12 protein-coding genes are annotated in these 16,244 nt (G+C 56.8%); 5 read left to right on the top strand and 7 right to left on the bottom strand.

The annotated features are described in order from the left end of the window. Window positions 1-124 precede the first annotated feature (124 nt). The 4 genes from yjgA (at window position 125) to trpC (ending at window position 3,131) form a co-directional block, all read left to right on the top strand. The gene (gene yjgA, locus DLM_RS05395) at window positions 125-691 is read left to right on the top strand and encodes a ribosome biogenesis factor YjgA (RefSeq protein ID WP_089085320.1); all 567 of its coding nucleotides are present in this window, start codon (window positions 125-127) and stop codon (window positions 689-691) included. After that, on the top strand, window positions 691-1,272 hold the full coding sequence (mog, locus tag DLM_RS05390) for a molybdopterin adenylyltransferase (protein WP_089085319.1): 582 nt from the start codon (window positions 691-693) through the stop codon (window positions 1,270-1,272). Before yjgA ends, mog begins: the two co-directional genes overlap by 1 nt. Further along, the gene (locus DLM_RS05385) at window positions 1,272-2,216 is read left to right on the top strand and encodes a YheT family hydrolase (protein ID WP_089085318.1); all 945 of its coding nucleotides are present in this window, start codon (window positions 1,272-1,274) and stop codon (window positions 2,214-2,216) included. The genes mog and DLM_RS05385 overlap by 1 nt, the downstream gene beginning before the upstream one ends. Window positions 2,217-2,327: 111 nt before the next feature. Next, the gene (gene trpC / locus DLM_RS05380) at window positions 2,328-3,131 is read left to right on the top strand and encodes an indole-3-glycerol phosphate synthase TrpC (RefSeq protein ID WP_089085317.1); all 804 of its coding nucleotides are present in this window, start codon (window positions 2,328-2,330) and stop codon (window positions 3,129-3,131) included. Between the two features lie 89 nt (window positions 3,132-3,220). Here the strand turns inward: trpC and DLM_RS05375 are convergent, their stop codons facing one another. Next, window positions 3,221-5,380, bottom strand: a complete 2,160-nt coding sequence (locus DLM_RS05375; RefSeq protein ID WP_167467041.1) for a patatin-like phospholipase family protein — start codon at window positions 5,378-5,380, stop codon at window positions 3,221-3,223. Window positions 5,381-5,636: 256 nt separating this feature from the next. Here DLM_RS05375 and DLM_RS05370 point away from each other — a divergent pair, with 256 nt between their 5' ends. Beyond that, window positions 5,637-7,070: a PilZ domain-containing protein gene (locus DLM_RS05370; protein WP_231960203.1), complete on the top strand. Its 1,434-nt coding sequence runs from the start codon at window positions 5,637-5,639 to the stop codon at window positions 7,068-7,070. A 93-nt stretch (window positions 7,071-7,163) separates the two neighbouring features. Here DLM_RS05370 and DLM_RS05365 read toward each other — a convergent pair whose 3' ends face one another. The 6 genes from DLM_RS05365 to DLM_RS05340 all read right to left on the bottom strand — a co-directional run bounded on the left by DLM_RS05365 (window position 7,164) and on the right by DLM_RS05340 (window position 16,116). After that, window positions 7,164-8,366, bottom strand: coding sequence for an acetyl-CoA C-acyltransferase (locus DLM_RS05365; protein WP_089085314.1), 1,203 nt, complete (start codon window positions 8,364-8,366; stop codon window positions 7,164-7,166). Window positions 8,367-8,431: 65 nt separating this feature from the next. Further along, a complete protein-coding gene (locus DLM_RS05360; protein ID WP_089085478.1) occupies window positions 8,432-10,807 on the bottom strand; it encodes a 3-hydroxyacyl-CoA dehydrogenase/enoyl-CoA hydratase family protein in 2,376 nt (791 codons plus the stop codon). A 123-nt stretch (window positions 10,808-10,930) separates the two neighbouring features. Next, complete coding sequence (locus DLM_RS05355) at window positions 10,931-12,331, bottom strand: OmpP1/FadL family transporter (RefSeq protein WP_089085313.1); 1,401 nt, start codon at window positions 12,329-12,331, stop codon at window positions 10,931-10,933. Between the two features lie 173 nt (window positions 12,332-12,504). Further along, complete coding sequence (locus DLM_RS05350) at window positions 12,505-12,885, bottom strand: acyl-CoA thioesterase (protein ID WP_089085312.1); 381 nt, start codon at window positions 12,883-12,885, stop codon at window positions 12,505-12,507. A gap of 109 nt (window positions 12,886-12,994) precedes the next feature. Beyond that, window positions 12,995-15,448 (bottom strand): acyl-CoA dehydrogenase, encoded by a 2,454-nt coding sequence (locus DLM_RS05345; RefSeq protein WP_089085311.1) that lies wholly within the window; start codon window positions 15,446-15,448, stop codon window positions 12,995-12,997. Between the two features lie 26 nt (window positions 15,449-15,474). Continuing rightward, complete coding sequence (locus DLM_RS05340) at window positions 15,475-16,116, bottom strand: TetR/AcrR family transcriptional regulator (RefSeq protein ID WP_089085477.1); 642 nt, start codon at window positions 16,114-16,116, stop codon at window positions 15,475-15,477. Between the last annotated feature and the right edge of the window lie 128 nt (window positions 16,117-16,244).

Raw genomic sequence — 16,244 nt, 5'->3', positions numbered from 1 at the left:
ATGAATGTTGCCTTGCCCATGTGGTAACTGTAGGAACAGCACCACGCCAGGCGTGTTTGCACGGGAATCGGCCCGCCTTTTCCGGTATCATACCAGCCTTGAAAACCGTAGAGACTTTTGAACGATGACTGATTACCAGAACGACAGCCTGCCCGACGGCATGGTCAGCAAGTCCCAGCGCAAACGCGATATGGACGCGCTGCAGGATCTGGGCAAGGAGCTGGTCGAACTCTCCAAGGATACGCTGAAGAAAATGCAGCTGCCGGAGGATTTGCTGACTGCCATTCTGGACTACAAACGCTTTACCGCCCACGGCGCACTGCGCCGCCAGTTGCAATACATCGGCAAGCTGATGCGCGACATCGACCCGGAACCTATCCGCCAGTACCTGCTGGTGATCAAGGGCGAGTCGGCCGAACACATTGCCTGGCAGCATCTGCTGGAACGCTGGCGCGAACGCCTGATGAGCGATGACAAGATGTCCGCAGCCTTTATCAATGACTTTCCAGGCACCGACCCGCAGCAACTGCGTACGCTGATTCGCAACGCGCGCAAGGAACAGGCTGAAAACAAACCGCCCAAGTCCTTCCGCCTGCTATTCCAACTGATCAAGCAAGCCATCCCCGAACCGGGCAAACCACGCCAGCAGGCAGATGCCACCGAGGATGACGCCTATGGAGAAGATGAGTAATGCTGAAAATCGGTCTGGTATCGGTATCTGATCGCGCCAGCACGGGGGTGTATCAGGATCAGGGCATTCCGGCGCTGCAGGACTGGCTGGCCAGTGCCATCTGCAGTCCATTCACCACCCAGACCCGGCTGATTCCGGACGAGCAGAACGAAATTGAAGCAACCCTGCGCCAACTGGTGGATGAAGAAGGCTGCCAACTGGTACTCACCACCGGCGGCACCGGCCCCGCGCCGCGTGATGTCACGCCGGATGCCACCCTGGCCGTGGCCGACCGGGAAATGCCAGGCTTCGGTGAGCAGATGCGTCAGATCAGCCTGCGCTTTGTACCCACTGCCATTCTGTCGCGCCAGCTTGGCGTCATCCGCAACAGCACGCTGATCCTTAATCTGCCGGGCCAACCCAAGGCCATCAAGGAAACGCTGGAAGGGCTGAAAAACGAGGCCGGTGAGGCGGTGGTTCCGGGTATTTTTGCCGCGGTCCCCTACTGCATCGACTTGCTTGGCGGTCCTTACATTGAAACCGACCCCAAGGTGGTCAAGGCATTCCGCCCGAAGTCGGCACAAAAACCGGCCTCTGCCTGATGAGCTATACCGCGCCACCCTGGCTGCCGGAAGGTCACAGCCAGACCATCTGGCCAGCACTGATGCTACGCAGCCCCCGCCCAGCCTACAGACGTGAGCAGTGGACCACGCCAGACGGCGGCTCCATCGCCCTGGATTTTGTTGATGGCAAAGCAGGCAGCCCGCTGGTTGTGCTGTTTCACGGCCTGGAAGGCAGCAGCGACAGCCACTATGCCCGCGCACTGATGCGGCAGTTGGCCGAGCGTGGCTGGCATGGCGTCGTACCGCATTTTCGTGGCTGCGGCGGCATGGACAACCCCTTGCCACGTGCCTATCACGCTGGGGATGCGGCAGAAATCCGCTGGATTCTGCAGCGCCTGGCCCTGCGTTATCCGGTCATGGCAGTCGCTGCGGTATCGCTGGGAGGCAGCATGCTGCTCAACTATCTGGCCGAAGAAGGCCCATCGGCCCTACCGCGGGCCGCAGCGGCCATCTCCGCCCCGCTGGATCTGGTTGCGGCCAGCACCCGGCTGGATCGTGGCCTGGGCAGGGTGCTATATACCCGCATGTTCATGAATACCCTCAAACCCAAAGCCCTGGCGACACTGCAACGCCATCCCGGCTTGTTCGATGGCAAACAATTACGCCGCGCCCGCACCTTCATCGAGTTTGACAACTTGGTCACTGCCCCGCTGCATGGCTTTGGCACCGCGCTGAACTACTGGAAAACCGCCAGCAGCAAATCACGGCTGCAACAAATCAGTTGCCCAACCCTGGTGCTCAATGCACAAAACGATCCGTTTCTGCCGGCCAGCGCCCTGCCCTCGCCGCATGAAACCAGCCCCGCCGTACTACTGGAGTTCCCACGCCATGGCGGCCATGTCGGTTTTGTCAGTGGCCGCTTTCCCGGCCACATCAATTGGCTGCCACAGCGCGTGCTGAGTTTTTTCCAGCCCTATCTCTAAGCCCGCAGCGGGCTCTTGTGCCGGCAAACAAACCGCCGCGCGCATTGCCAAAGCCCGTGCAGTTCTGCATGATGTCCGTTTTGGCTGAACGCATTACCACAGGCTTACAGAATGTCCGACATCCTCAATACCATTGTTGCCACCAAACATCAGGAAGTCTCTGCCGCCCTGCAAACCCGTCCGCTCAGTGCCGTACGTGAAGCGGCCGAAGCACGGCGCACAGACAAGCGTGACTTTGTTGCCGCCATGCGCGCCAAGCATGTGCTGGGCCAGCCGGCGGTGATTGCCGAAATCAAGAAAGCCAGCCCCAGCAAGGGCGTGATCCGTGCTGACTTCAACCCGGCAGCCATTGCCGCCAGTTATGCCAGCGCTGGCGCAGCTTGCCTGTCGGTGCTGACGGACCAGCAGTATTTCCAGGGTGATGCCAGCTATCTGGAAGCGGCCCGTGCCGCCTGCCATCTGCCGGTTCTGCGCAAGGACTTCATGGTGGACGAATACCAGCTGTATGAAGCCCGCGCCATGGGAGCGGACTGCATCCTGCTGATTGCCGCGGCCCTGCCGCTGGCACAGATGCGTGACTTCGAAGCCTTGTCGCGCGAGCTGGGCATGGCGGTTCTGGTAGAGGTTCACAACGAGGAAGAACTGGAACAGGCCTTGCAACTGGAAACCGAGCTGATCGGGGTGAATAACCGCAACCTGCGCACTTTCGAAGTCAGCCTCACCACCACGCTCAAACTACTGCCGGGTATCAGCAATGGTCGCATCGCCGTCACCGAAAGCGGCATCCTCAGCGTGGACGACGTGCGCCTGATGCGCAGCCACGCAGTACACAGCTTCCTGGTGGGCGAAGCCTTCATGCGCCAGGATGCCCCCGGCGCAGCTCTGGCAAGCCTGTTCTTCCCCGCCGCATCATAAAGCAGATAAAACCGCCGCCCCAGCATCGGCAACCACCATGACAAAACGGCCACTCAAGCAGTGGCCGTTTGCATGGTGGAAGGTGCAGCTCAGTAATCCGCCCCCAGGTAAAGGTAGGCGCTGGGCTTTCCGTTCTTCGCATTCCCCATGCCAAGAAAGAATGGGCCAAGAATGGTATCTGCAGCCAGGAACACCGATCCGGCAGGAATCCAGCCGGTATTGCTACCACTGAACGGATTGCCCCACACCCGGCCCACTTCCGCCGACATCCCGGCATACAGCCCGCTGCCCAGCACTGAAGGCAGGGAGGAAGCCCGCCAATACACCATCAGCCGGGAGAGCGCCACCTTTTCACCCAGCAGCTCCCCTGCCTGGTAACCAGTCAGGTTGAGGAAGCCGCCCAGCGATTCCAGCCGGTAATCATCCTGCTTGCGGCTGACAATACCACGGGCCTTGCCAGTCAGCCGGAAGGTGATATCACCAAAAGTCTTCACCCCCTCCACAATCGCATCGTAATCACGGCTGGCGTTATAGCTGCCCAGCGCCGGCAGCGAGGAAGTAAGCACGGTATTCATGAAGTAACCAGAACGTGGCCAGCGGGGATTGTCGAACTGATCAATAACCAGCTTGCCCCGTACCCCTGCATAATTGTGGGTCACCGTGTCGGACAGATAGGAAAACTGTCCCTGCGACAGGTAGCTTTCCACGCGGGAATCAAACAGACCAACCCTAAACTCCCCATAGCGCCCAAGTACGCCACCGATATCGGCATTCACTGAGGTCACATCATTACTGATTTCTGCGTATTTGATGTGGCTGCCATCATAAAAAGACAGCGGCTGCTGGTGATAGCTGAGCGATACCGCGGCAAACAAGGGGCTGTCATAGGACCACGGCTGATAGAGTTCGGTCTTGAACAGCTTATCCTTGCCAATCACCATCTCATTCCGCCAGGAACCGCCGGCCGCATTCAACCAATTGCGCTGGTGCGCAGCCAGGAAACTGAAGTTGGAATCTCCCGGCGTGGAGCTGTTCAGGCTCAGCCCGAAATGCAGGGTATTGGGGCCAACGCTCTTTTCCAGCGGCATGATGGTCATCACATTGCGGCCACTGCTGGCATCAAGCACGTAACCAAGCTGATCATAATCCCCGGTGGCAAACACATCGCGCAGTTTCTCACGCACCTCGTCAACCGGCTGGCCACCACGCAATCCCGCAATCGTTTTGGCAATGCTTTCTGCGTTGACAAAACGACTGCCCTGCTGCACCTCAACCGCATCCACCACCGGATAAGGCGGCAGCTGCAAGCGCTCACGCCACGCGGCATAACGCTCCGGGCTGACAGAAAAACGGCTCAGTGCCTTGGCTTGCGCCAGCGCCGCAGCAGTACCGCGCGCCATGATTGCCTGGTTGTCGCCAAAGGCCCCAGCGCTGTAACCATTCAGATCCGGCCGGATCAGCACATCACCCGGCTGCATCAGCGCCATCTGCTCCCTGACATTCCGGCTGACCATGAGATTGGATGTCTGGGCCACCACGTCGAACAGACTATTGATCTCATCCTTGCTCAAAGGCGGCGTCCCCACATCCACCACAATAAGATGCTGGGCGCACTGCCGTGCATCCTGAATGGGCAGATTACGAGCCAGGCCACCATCCACCAGCAAACGACCATTGGTTTCCACCAGATCGAACAAGCCAGGAACTGCCATGCTGGCGCGTAAGGCTTCCGCCAGCGGCCCCTTGTCGAACACCACCGCCTCACCATTGGCAAGATCAGTGGCAACAGCGCGGAATGGAATGGGTAGCTGGTCGAAGGAATCAAGCTGCCTGTCACGGGTCAGCTTGCGGATGAACATTTCAATTTCTTGCGAATTGATGGCACTGCGCGGCACGCGCAACTGTCCGCCCTGCAAACCAAAGGTGACATCCAGATAATTCTTGTAGTCATCGCGCTTTTTGTCGTAGGGGATATCGCTGCGCGGCAGGCGTCCTGACAGCATCTGATCCCAATTTGCATTTTTGAAATCAGCAGCCATCTGATCCAGATTCATTCCATTGGCATACATTCCGCCAATCAATGCGCCAGCACTGGTACCGGCAATGCAGCGGATAGGGATATGCAGCCGCTGCAATTCACGCAGCACCCCCAGGTGGGCAAAACCGCGCGCCCCTCCCCCTCCAAGCACCACACCCACCCCCTCATCGGGACTCAGCTCAACGGCCGCGGCATGTAAGGGGCTGAGCATCAGCGCGCCAGCCAACAACATCATTCCCAGCAGGAAATCGGAAATTCTTTTTGTACGAGAATGCATATTCAGTAAAAAAGGGAAATTTACTATTTCACCTAAGCATCACGGTGACGTAAGATATAGTGACATACATTCGACAAAACATAGAGCCCAATAAAGCTAAGGCACAATGTTCGATTTTAAATCTCTGGTCAGCTCCCTGCTCACAAAAAACTCCCTGGCAACGGGCATCGCACAATCTGCGACCTTGCTGGTGAGGGATCTGCCGCAGACTGAATACTTCACGGCGCTTGTCGAAATCATCAAGGCCATCTCCAAGATCAACGCGGATACTGACATTCCGTTGAAGGAGCGTATCAAAACCCTGGTCTACGTGGATGACAAAGCCCACAACATCCATCATCAGCTTTGCCAGGATTTTCTGGCTGCCACGCCGGGCAGCAAGAACTATCTGCCAACCATTCTGGCCTTCTGGCACGAGCTGGCCAATGCCTACCAGATTTGCCTGCGTCTGTATCAGGCCGCACCAAACAATACCATGGAAGCCGACATCAGGCTGATCACGGCGCGCGGCCTGCATCACCAGATGCGCCTGATTGCATGGAACTCACTGCGCTACCTGAAACCGGAAGGCTCGGTCTGGCAGCAGGGTTTCCGCTTTTACATGCAGGCGGAAGATGCTGGCGTGGCCCGCACGCCGCTGATGCTCTATCCGGATTCCAAGGTTGAAGTCAGTTGTGAACAGCTGCTTTTGCAAGGCTGCATGCTGTATCTGGCACAAACCGACAACATGCTGCATCGGGAAATCATCGCCGTCGACCAACTGATGATGCCACTCAGCCAGGGCATCCACCTGGAAAAACAAGCACCGACACAGGAACCGGTCTTTGTCATCAATCTGAGCATGCCGGAGCACCCGCAACCCATCTTGCGCGGCATGGCCGGCAAGTGGCTGCGTTACTGGTCTACCAACGATCTGACCAGCCGCCTGGCAGATCTGATGTTTGACCTGGATCGTGACATTCCGCCGATGCTGCGGGCACTGGATGCCAAACTGGAACGCGAAGAATGGCTGGCCCTGTGCGAGAAACTGGCCATCCGCTGGTCGGATGATGGCGGCAAGTCTTTGCGCAAATCAGAACGCTCTTTGCACAGCTCCTCGGCACAAGTCACCATTGGCTTTGAGCGCGCCGCCTTTGCCGTCAAGATTCAGGACATCGAGAACAGCAGCGGCAACAATGTTCAGGATTGGAAAGTCAATGACATCAGCAGCAGTGGCATGGGTCTGACTTTTGTTGGCAAGAGCGTGGAACAACTGGCCATTGGCCGCATTGTCCTGGTCAAGACCGAGAGCCACCCCCTGCTGCTAGGTGCCATCCGCCGCATTTTGCGGCAGCAGAATGGCACCAAGGTTGGTATTGAAATTCTTGGACAAAGTCCGGTAGGCGTCTCATTGACCGAACCTGGCGGTGACCGAGAACAGCCCACCACCGCCATTTACATCACCCAGCCCAACTCCCGCAAAGGGCAGCGCTGGTTTCTGATGCCCAAGTCACTGGCCGCCCCCGGCAAGGAGCAAATCCTGACTGCGCAAGGCAAGTCTTATCTGATCCGGCTGAAAACCCCGCAACAGGAATTTGAAGACTGTAGCAACAGCGACTTTGACACGCTGTCAAAAGTGGATTGATCGCGCCAACGCTGGCAGCGGCTTATCGCCTACATCTGCATCACAATAAAAAACGCCCGCATATGCGGGCGTTTTCATGACAGCCGGATTGGCTTACAACACTTCGATAATACCCGCAGCACCCATGCCGGTACCGATACACATGGTCACCATGCCATAACCCTGCTGGCCGGCATTACGCATGCCATGTACCAAGGTAGCGGTACGGATGGCACCCGTAGCGCCCAAGGGGTGGCCCAGAGCAATCGCCCCGCCATGCGGGTTGATCTTGCTGGTATCCAGTTCCAGATCACGCGTCACCGCCAGTGCTTGCGCGGCAAAAGCCTCATTCAGCTCAATCCATTTCAGATCATCCTGCGTGATGCCCGCTTGCTGGCAAGCCGCCGGGATGGCTTCTTTCGGGCCAATACCCATGATTTCCGGCGGCACACCCTTCACCGCGAAGGTGACATAGCGTGCCAGCGGCACCAAGTTGAATTCCTTCAGTACGCGCTCGGACACCAGAATCACCGCGCCGGCACCGTCGGACATTTGCGAAGAGTTACCGGCAGTCACCGAGCCCTTGGCATCAAACACGGTTTTCAACTTGGCCAAGCCTTCCAGCGTGGTTTCGCGACGCGGACCTTCGTCGGTATCCAGCAGCTTGGTCTTGCTGATGACTTCACCGGTTTCCAGATTCGGGGTGCGGTAAGTCACCTCCAGCGGGGTGATTTCGCTCTTGAAGGCACCGGAATCAATAGCAGCCAGCGCGCGGCGATGCGACTCAAGGGCAAATACGTCCTGGTCTTCACGCGACACACCCCACTGCTGGGCTACTTTTTCTGCCGTCAGGCCCATGCCGTAAGCGATGGCATAGTTCTCATCCTTGGCAAAAATTTCCGGGTTCAGCGATACCTTGTTACCCATCATCGGTACCAGCGACATGGACTCGGCACCGGCAGCAATCACCACGTCGGCCTCACCCAGGCGAATGCGGTCAGCCGCCATCTGTACCGCATTGATACCGGACGAGCAGTAACGGTTGATGGTGATACCGCCAACGGTATTGGGCAGCCCTGCCAGCAATACGCCGATACGCGCCATGTTCAGGCCCTGCTCCGCTTCCGGGAAGGCGCAACCCACCACGCAGTCGGAAATCAGTTTCGGATCCAGCGTCGGCACCTGGGCCAGCGCGCCGGTAATCACATGCGCCAGCATGTCATCCGGACGCACATGACGCATCATGCCACGCGGTGCCTTGCCCACCGGGGTACGGGTGGCAGCGACGATATAAGCTTCCTGTACTTGCTTGACCATTTTTCAATCTCCTTGCAGCCGACAGCTCCGCCCCTCGCGGCCGTCGGTCTGATGCATTGTTCGTATTAGTTGCGCAGCGGTTTGCCGGTGGTGAGCATGTTGGCAATGCGATCCTGGGTTTTGGAATTTTGCAGCAGGGTCATGAAGGCCTTGCGTTCCAGATCCAGAATCCACTGCTCGTTCACCAGCGTACCGGCCTCAACATCACCACCGGTCATGACATCGGCGATTTGCGAAGCAATGAAGAAGTCATGCTGGGAGATGAAATTCCCTTCCAGCATATTGATCAGCGAGCCCTTGATGGAAGCGGCACCAGAGCGGCCAGCCACCGGGAAGCCCTTCACTTTCAATGGCGGGCGATAACCGGATTCGGCCATCGCCAGTGCTTGCTGCTTGGCGACATACAGCAGTTCATAAGCATTGAATACCACCGGATCGCCCTTGCGGAAGAAGCCGATTTCCTGCGCTTCCTGACCGCTGGTGGCCACCTTGGCAGTGGCAATCGCCATGAAGTAATCCTTCAGTGCGGCCAACACATCACCCTTGGCTTCCTGTGCGGCACGCAGGGCGAATTCCTTGCAACCACCACCGCCCGGCAACAGGCCAACACCCACTTCCACCAGACCAACATAGGATTCCAATGCCGCAACGGTCTTGTCGCAGTGCATGGCAAATTCGCAACCACCGCCGAATACATAACCCTGGGTTGCCGCCACGGTAGGCACCTGGCTGTAACGCAGGCGCATGGAGGTTTCCTGGAAGCGGCGCACGGTAGCGTCAATGGCAGCCCAGTCGCCAGTCATGAAGGCAGGCAGCATGGATTGCAGATCGGCACCAACCGAGAACGGCTCTTCGGTCTGCCAGATCACCAGCCCCTTGAAGCGCTGCTCGGCTATATCCAGTGCGGTGTTCAAACCGGTGATGACATCCGGGCCAATGGCATGTGCCTTGGACTTGAACGACACCACCAGAATGTCATCGCCCGTGGTGAAGGCACGTACGCCATCGTTTTCGAATACGGTTTCGCCCAGCGGAGCAGCCACCTCACCCAGCACACGGGCCGGGGCCAAATGGCGTTGGTATACGTCCAGCGTAGAGCGGCCCACCAGATTCTGGCCTGCCGCATTATAGGAACCGTCAGCAAAATGCACGCCGGCACGGTCGGCCTGCAATGCCCATGCCGGCAGTGCAGCACCGGACAAGGCCTTGCCTGCCTTGATGTCTTCATCAATCCACTGTGCTACCTGCTGCCAACCGGCAGCTTGCCAGGTTTCAAACGGGCCAACCGACCAGCCAAAGCCCCAGCGAATGGCAAAGTCTACATCGCGTGCGCAGTTGGCAATATCCGCCAGGTGGAAGGAGATGTAATGGAATACATCGCGGAAGCAGGCCCACAGGAACTGTGCCTGCGGATGCTCACTCGCGCGCAGCTGACGGAATTTTTCGGCCGGGTCGGCAATTTTCAGGATGTCCTTGACCGCATCATCACCCTTTTGCCCGCCACCAACATATTCGCCGCTGGCAGCGTCGAGCACGAACATTTTCTTGCCGTCTTTCTTGTAGATGCCAACCTTGGTCTTGGCACCCAACGCACCGGCAGCAATCAGTTTTTGCAGCCATTCCGGCGACTTGAACAAGCCATGCCACGGGTCGCCCGGCAGCGTGTCGTCCATGGTTTTTACCACGTGGGCAAAGGTATCCAGGCCAACAACGTCGGCAGTACGGAAGGTGGCAGACTTGGGACGGCCCAGGCGCGGACCGGTCAGGTCGTCAACAATATCAAAGCGGATGCCGAATTTTTCGGCATTGGCAATGGTTGCCAGCATGGAGAACACACCAATGCGGTTGGCAACGAAGTTGGGGGTATCCTTGGCGCGTACCACACCCTTGCCCAGGGTGGAGACCAGGAAACGCTCCAGATTATCCAGCATGCCCGCATCCGACGTTACGCACGGGATGATCTCGACCAGGTGCATGTAACGCGGCGGGTTGAAAAAGTGTACACCGCAGAAGCGCGGACGCACGGAATCGGGGCAGCTCTCAGCCAGTTTGTTGATGGACAGGCCGGAGGTATTGGTGGCGAAAATGGTGTGCTCGCCCAGATGGGGTGCCACCTTGTGATACAGATCGGCTTTCCAGTCCATGCGCTCGGCAATGGCTTCGATCACCAGATCACAGTCTTTGAGCAAGTGCAGGTGGTCTTCGTAGTTGGCCGGTTCGATATAAGCCACGGCATCCTTGTTGGACAGCGGGGACGGCTTCAGTTTTTTCAGACCATCAAGTGCCTTGAGCACGATGCCGTTCTTGTTGCCTTCTTTGGCCGGCAAATCAAACAGGATGGTCGGCACTTTGGCATTGACCAGATGAGCGGCAATCTGCGCCCCCATCACGCCAGCACCCAGCACTGCCACCTTGCGTACATTGAACTTGGTTTGAGACATGGTTTCCTCGTTATGTTGAAACTCATCAATCATGGGGCAGGCCCCTCATGCCTGCCTTGCTTTCGGGCAGCGACGACCAAGGCCACCGCTGCCCTGCCACGCCCCTAAACCATTACTGTCTGTTTAGAAGCTGTAGTTGTACTGCAGACCAAGGAATTGCAAATTGGTCTTGTAACTGCCAATGGTATTTTCACCATTACCCGTGCAGGTAGTGGAAACCGGGGTGCAGCCATCTTTGTAATTGATATTGGCATTCTTGAAAAAAACATAAGAATAGGCCAGATCAATCGACGATTGTTTGCTCAATTTGTAATTGGCGCCAAAAGACAACCAGTAACGATCACTATCTGGTAGCGCCGGGTGACGCAGGTCGTCATTTTTTACCGGAGACTGATCCCAGGCAATACCAGTACGCAGCAACAGACTATCGCTGTAATGGTAATTGGCACCCAGCGACAGTTTGAAAGTATCACGCCAGCCTTGCTTGATGACCAGATCACCCTCACCTGGTTGGCTAAACTTGATGTCGATACTGTCCATGCGGGAATGTCGCGTCCAGGTCAGATCAGCCATCAAATCCACTTTATCATTCAGCTTGTGGAAAGTATTGGCAGAAATAGACTCCGGGGTATCTACCGTAACCGAGCCACCAGAACTGACATGTCCGAGATTTTGGGCCGAGTTCAGAATTGCATTCATCACCGTTGTATTTGCGGTGACACCAGAATAGTTCCAGGTTGCATTACCATCGAGCTTATGATGGATATTCGAGCGATATGCCAAGCCAAAACGGGTGTCGTCATTCAGTTGGTACATATAGCCCAAATTGAAACCAAAACCCCAGCCATCAGCATCAAGTGATGCCTGTCCATCATTCAAACCATAAGCTGCTTTGATTGCAGCAATAGTAGCTGCCGAATAACCACTTTCACGCAAGCCACTAGCAATATCTACTGCCTTGGCCAAGCTAGCCTTCATGTATTGAGCGGAGATACCTGCACCAAAGGAATGGTGTTCATCAAGCTTGAAAGAAACGGAAGGATTAAAGTTCAGCGTTTCCAACTTGATGTTTTCCAAAGCATAACGACCAGCCCAGCTGTTGCCATAATCCAGCTGTGCTCCGAACGGCACAAAAATACCAAGACCAACAGTCCACTTGTCGTTTAGCTGATGAGTGGCATAAAAAGATGGCGCCACTACATAATCAGGGGCGAAATTACCTCCATTGCCACCACCGGTAGCCGAGCCAATTACGGTTTTTGAACCTTTATCGGTATATTCTGAATCCGGCAGCACCAGAGTCAGACCACCGGAGAAATTATTTCCGGTCAGACGAGACATACCGGCCGGATTATAAAAGATGGTGGAAGCGTCATTCGCTTCTGCGCCATTGGCAAATGCCGTGCCTTGCGCGGAAACGCTTTGTGAGCCGAAGTGATAACCGGAAGCCAGTGCTGTGGAAGAGAACGCCCCGACGGCAACTCCCATCAGCATCACGGATTGGCTGAGGTGCTTGAGTTTCATGTGTCATCCCTCTCTGCGAATATATCTGTATGTAGTCCTAGTCGCTTTTTATGTCCGTCTTACGACGGATCATTTTGGATACTACCAGAGAATTAGAGCATGTCCACTAAAATAAGAGCGTTTGTTCCAAACGATCGTTTCACACAACAACCATGCAACAAAATCGGCAAAAATCAAACAACTTCAGCCAAATTACGAGATCTCCCATCCATATCGATCGCTACAAAAGTAGCGATCACCTCGGTGACAAATACCAGCTCACCATCCAGCCTTTCCGCCTCGACCGAAATCTTCAAGGTCACCGACTTTTGTCCCACGCGCAGTCTTTCCACATACAGATTGACCACATCGCCCAGCAGGATGGGATGGGTGAACTGAAAGGCATTCACCGCAACCGTAGCCACAGGGCCGCGCGCCAACCTTTCAGCATCAAGGCTACCCGCCATATCGATCTGCCCCATCAGCCAACCAGCCTGCACTCTGCCGTAAGCATTGGTTGCCGTCGGCAGCGCGCGAACCCGCAAGGTGGGTAAACGAGTAGTAGGCGAATCCATATGGCGCTCCTGGTGATCGATCGCTCAGCCAAGTTGCCGCATCACAGCAGCTTGGCTGAACGGCCGGATGGCTAACCATCCGGCAATGCATTCAGTCTAGATAATCAGTTTAGAAAATGTGCCGCTTCAGTAGCGCCGCATCGTGCCGCTCCAGCGCCATGTCAAAATCATCCACCATGATGACGTCGCGCTTAAGTTTGCGTGCCCGGCTTACTGCCTCGAACTCTGACTGCGTCAGCAAACCAGCCTGCAATGCCTCCTCCAGCCGTTCTCTTGCCGTTACACGCTTGAACTTGCCTTCCCGCGCCAGCTTGCGCAGCTTCTGCTCCAGCGGTTCAGTCGCCAGGATGGCATCCAGCGCATGACGCAGCACGCCGACAGCATCCTCCTCCGACGGTGACACATACATGCCGCGGGTCAGGCGATCACGCATGCCACCGGGCTCCATCATGCCGCGCGCCACCTTGGTGCCAATGCGGTCGGATGCCGGCTTAAGCGTCAGGCCCCATGGGAAAATGATCTTGCGCAACACCCAGGCCAGACCACGGCTGGGCAGGTTAGCCAGAAAACCATCCATCGCGTGCTGCAGGTCAAACAGGGCATTCTCAACCGCCCAGCCAAGTACCGCGAGATCTTCTTTTTGCGCACCTTCGCGTTCGAAACGCTTGAGGCAGGCCGTGGCGATATACAGATTGGACAACATATCACCCAGGCGGGCAGACAATTTTTCGCGGAACTTCAGCGAGCCGCCCAGGCTGAACATGGCCATATCGGACAGCAAGGCAAAGGCGCTGGAGAAACGGGTAATCTGCTTGTAATAGCGCGCGGTTTCGCCACCGCGCGGCGCACCGGCAAAGCGCGCCCCAGTCAATCCCAGCCACAGCGAACGGAACACATTGCTGATAACGAAGTTGATGTGGCCGGTGATGGCACGATCAAACTCGACCGCGTCATTGGCCATGGCAGCCTTCATTTCACGCAGCACAAAGGGATGGCAGCGAATGGCACCCTGACCATAGATGATCATCGAACGGGTGAGGATATTGGCACCTTCCACCGTAATGCCGATCGGAATGGATTGATAGGCACGGGCCAGATAGTTGCGCGGACCCAGCACCACGGCCTTGCCGCCATGAATGTCCATCGCGTCATTGATGGTTTTGCGCATGCGTTCGGTGTTGTGATACTTCAACACCGCCGACAGCACCGATGGCTTCTCGCCCATATCCAGGCCGGTCAGTGCCAGGTCCTGCGAAGCTTCCATCTGGTAGGTATAACCACCGATGCGCGCCATCGCCTCGTCCACGCCTTCGAACTTGCCGATGGGCAGGCCGAACTGGTCGCGAATGCGGGCATAGGCACCAGTGGTGAAGGTTGTCACCTTACCGCAGGCCACCGACATGGCCGGCAGGGAAATGCAGCGGCCAACCGACAGGCACTCCACCAGCATGCGCCAGCCCTGACCGGCAAACTCGCGCCCGCCAATGATCCATTCCAGCGGAATGAACACATCCTTGCCCCAGGTCGGGCCATTCATGAACACCGCACCACCGGGGAAATGACGGCGGCCAATGCAGACGCCTTCATGCTCGGTCGGCACCAGTGCGCAGGTAATGCCAATCTCTTCCTTGTCGCCCAACAGGTGGTCCGGGTCGTACATCTTGAATGCCAGACCCAGAATGGTGGCCACCGGGGCCAGGGTAATCCAGCGCTTTTCCCAGCTCACACGCAGGCCCAGCACGTTTTCGTGCCGCTGGCCGCTGCGCGGGTCGGTATAGCTGCCACGGCAGACAATGCCGTAGTCAGGAATGCTGCCTGCGTCCGAACCGGCATAAGGGCTGGTCAGCGCAAAGCAAGGTACTTCCACGCCCTTGGCCAGACGCGGCAGGTAATAATCTTTTTGTGCTTCGGTGCCATAGTGCTGCAGCAACTCACCCGGACCGAGCGAGTTGGGCACCATGACCGACACCGCGGCAGAACCGCCACGGGTAGCAATCTTGGTCACCACTTTGGCGTGGGCATAGTTGGAAAACTCCAGACCGCCGTACTTCTTCTTGACGATCATGCCCAGAAAGCCGTTGTCCTTGATGAACTGCCACACTTCCGGCGGCAAGTCCTTCAGCTCGTGCGTGATCTTCCAGTCGTCAATCATCGCGCACAGCTGCTCGGTGGGGCCATCCAGGAAAGCCTGCTCTTCCGCGCTCAGCTTGGCATCCGGGAAGGCCAGCAGACGCTGGTAATCCGGCTTGCCGGAGAACAGGTCCCGATCCCACCACACCGTACCGGCATTGATCGCTTCCTGCTCGGTTTGCGACATGGCCGGGGTGATTTTCTTGAAGATGCCGAATACCGGGCCGGTGAAAACGGCACGACGCAGCGGCACGATATTCAGCACAAGCGCCAGCAGTGCAAACACACACCAGGCAATGGTGGAAACCGGGCAGCCAAACGCAAATTGCAGGCTGGCCAGCCAGGCCGCCAGCCCTACAGTCCACGCAAGCACCGGCGCGCGATAGTACGCCAACGCACCGATCAGTGCGATGAGAAGAACAGCAGCAAACATTGTGATTTACCCTCGTGTTGACCCTGCTAACCTTCGACAGGCGAGACCAACCCGGCAACCACAAACGGCACAAGATACTTCACGATCATGTCAGGATCCCTGGCGGAAACGATCTGGCTGCGCGTGAAGATTTTCAGCACATCGTTTCCGGCAAAGGCGTTGAACATGACACTGAATGCGAAGTGCATCCTCCAGGCCAGTTCCTCAACCCCAAGCTCTGGCAGCGCATGGTGAAATGCGCGCGAGTAGCGTTGTACGAATACACTGTATTGCTGTGAGATGGTTTCACGCAGCAGCCGGTGGTTTTCCACCAATGTGCGTGACAGAAGTCTGACGAACAGGGCCCCGCCCCTCGCAGGGTCCTTGGACAGCGCCAGACACGGACGAATGAATGTCGTGACCAGCCCTTCTACCGACAGCTTCTCTTCTCTTGCCTCCAGCTCGTCCAGTTCGGCCAGGCAGGACGCAATCAAGGGCGCCAGCCTGCGCATGAACACGGCTTCAAACAGTGCATCCTTAGAGCCAAAGTGATAATTCACCGCGGCCAGGTTGACTTCGGCCTGCTGAGTAATCATGCGAAGCGAGGTAGCCTCGAAACCGTGCTCCACGAACAGCCGCTCGGAAACGTCCAGAATGCGTGTTGCCGTATCCGGTCGGCTGGCTTCCATGTTCTCTTGTGCCTTTTTTGTACTTGCAGGGTATTTAGTCTTGTCCATCTCAGCTTTCGAACAAGCGTTTCAAACTTACGTTTTAATTTGATCAGTGTCAAGAGCCCCCTCCTTGCAATAGGGATGGA

It is taken from the genome of Aquitalea magnusonii (genome assembly GCF_002217795.2).
Taxonomy (GTDB): Bacteria; Pseudomonadota; Gammaproteobacteria; order Burkholderiales; family Chromobacteriaceae; genus Aquitalea; species Aquitalea magnusonii_B.
This window is presented reverse-complemented; position numbering and strand designations above follow the sequence as displayed.

Excerpts from the sequence above, each read along its gene's own strand:
- yjgA (WP_089085320.1), top strand. The coding sequence starts at position 125 with ATGACTGATTACCAGAACGACAGCCTGCCCGACGGCATGGTCAGCAAG.
- DLM_RS05345 (WP_089085311.1), bottom strand. The coding sequence starts at position 15,448 with ATGTTTGCTGCTGTTCTTCTCATCGCACTGATCGGTGCGTTGGCGTAC.
- DLM_RS05365 (WP_089085314.1), bottom strand. The coding sequence starts at position 8,366 with ATGGTCAAGCAAGTACAGGAAGCTTATATCGTCGCTGCCACCCGTACC.
- DLM_RS05360 (WP_089085478.1), bottom strand. The coding sequence starts at position 10,807 with ATGTCTCAAACCAAGTTCAATGTACGCAAGGTGGCAGTGCTGGGTGCT.
- DLM_RS05340 (WP_089085477.1), bottom strand. The coding sequence starts at position 16,116 with ATGGAAGCCAGCCGACCGGATACGGCAACACGCATTCTGGACGTTTCC.
- DLM_RS05350 (WP_089085312.1), bottom strand. The coding sequence starts at position 12,885 with ATGGATTCGCCTACTACTCGTTTACCCACCTTGCGGGTTCGCGCGCTG.
- DLM_RS05385 (WP_089085318.1), top strand. The coding sequence starts at position 1,272 with ATGAGCTATACCGCGCCACCCTGGCTGCCGGAAGGTCACAGCCAGACC.
- DLM_RS05355 (WP_089085313.1), bottom strand. The coding sequence starts at position 12,331 with ATGAAACTCAAGCACCTCAGCCAATCCGTGATGCTGATGGGAGTTGCC.
- mog (WP_089085319.1), top strand. The coding sequence starts at position 691 with ATGCTGAAAATCGGTCTGGTATCGGTATCTGATCGCGCCAGCACGGGG.
- DLM_RS05375 (WP_167467041.1), bottom strand. The coding sequence starts at position 5,380 with ATGCTCAGCCCCTTACATGCCGCGGCCGTTGAGCTGAGTCCCGATGAG.
- trpC (WP_089085317.1), top strand. The coding sequence starts at position 2,328 with ATGTCCGACATCCTCAATACCATTGTTGCCACCAAACATCAGGAAGTC.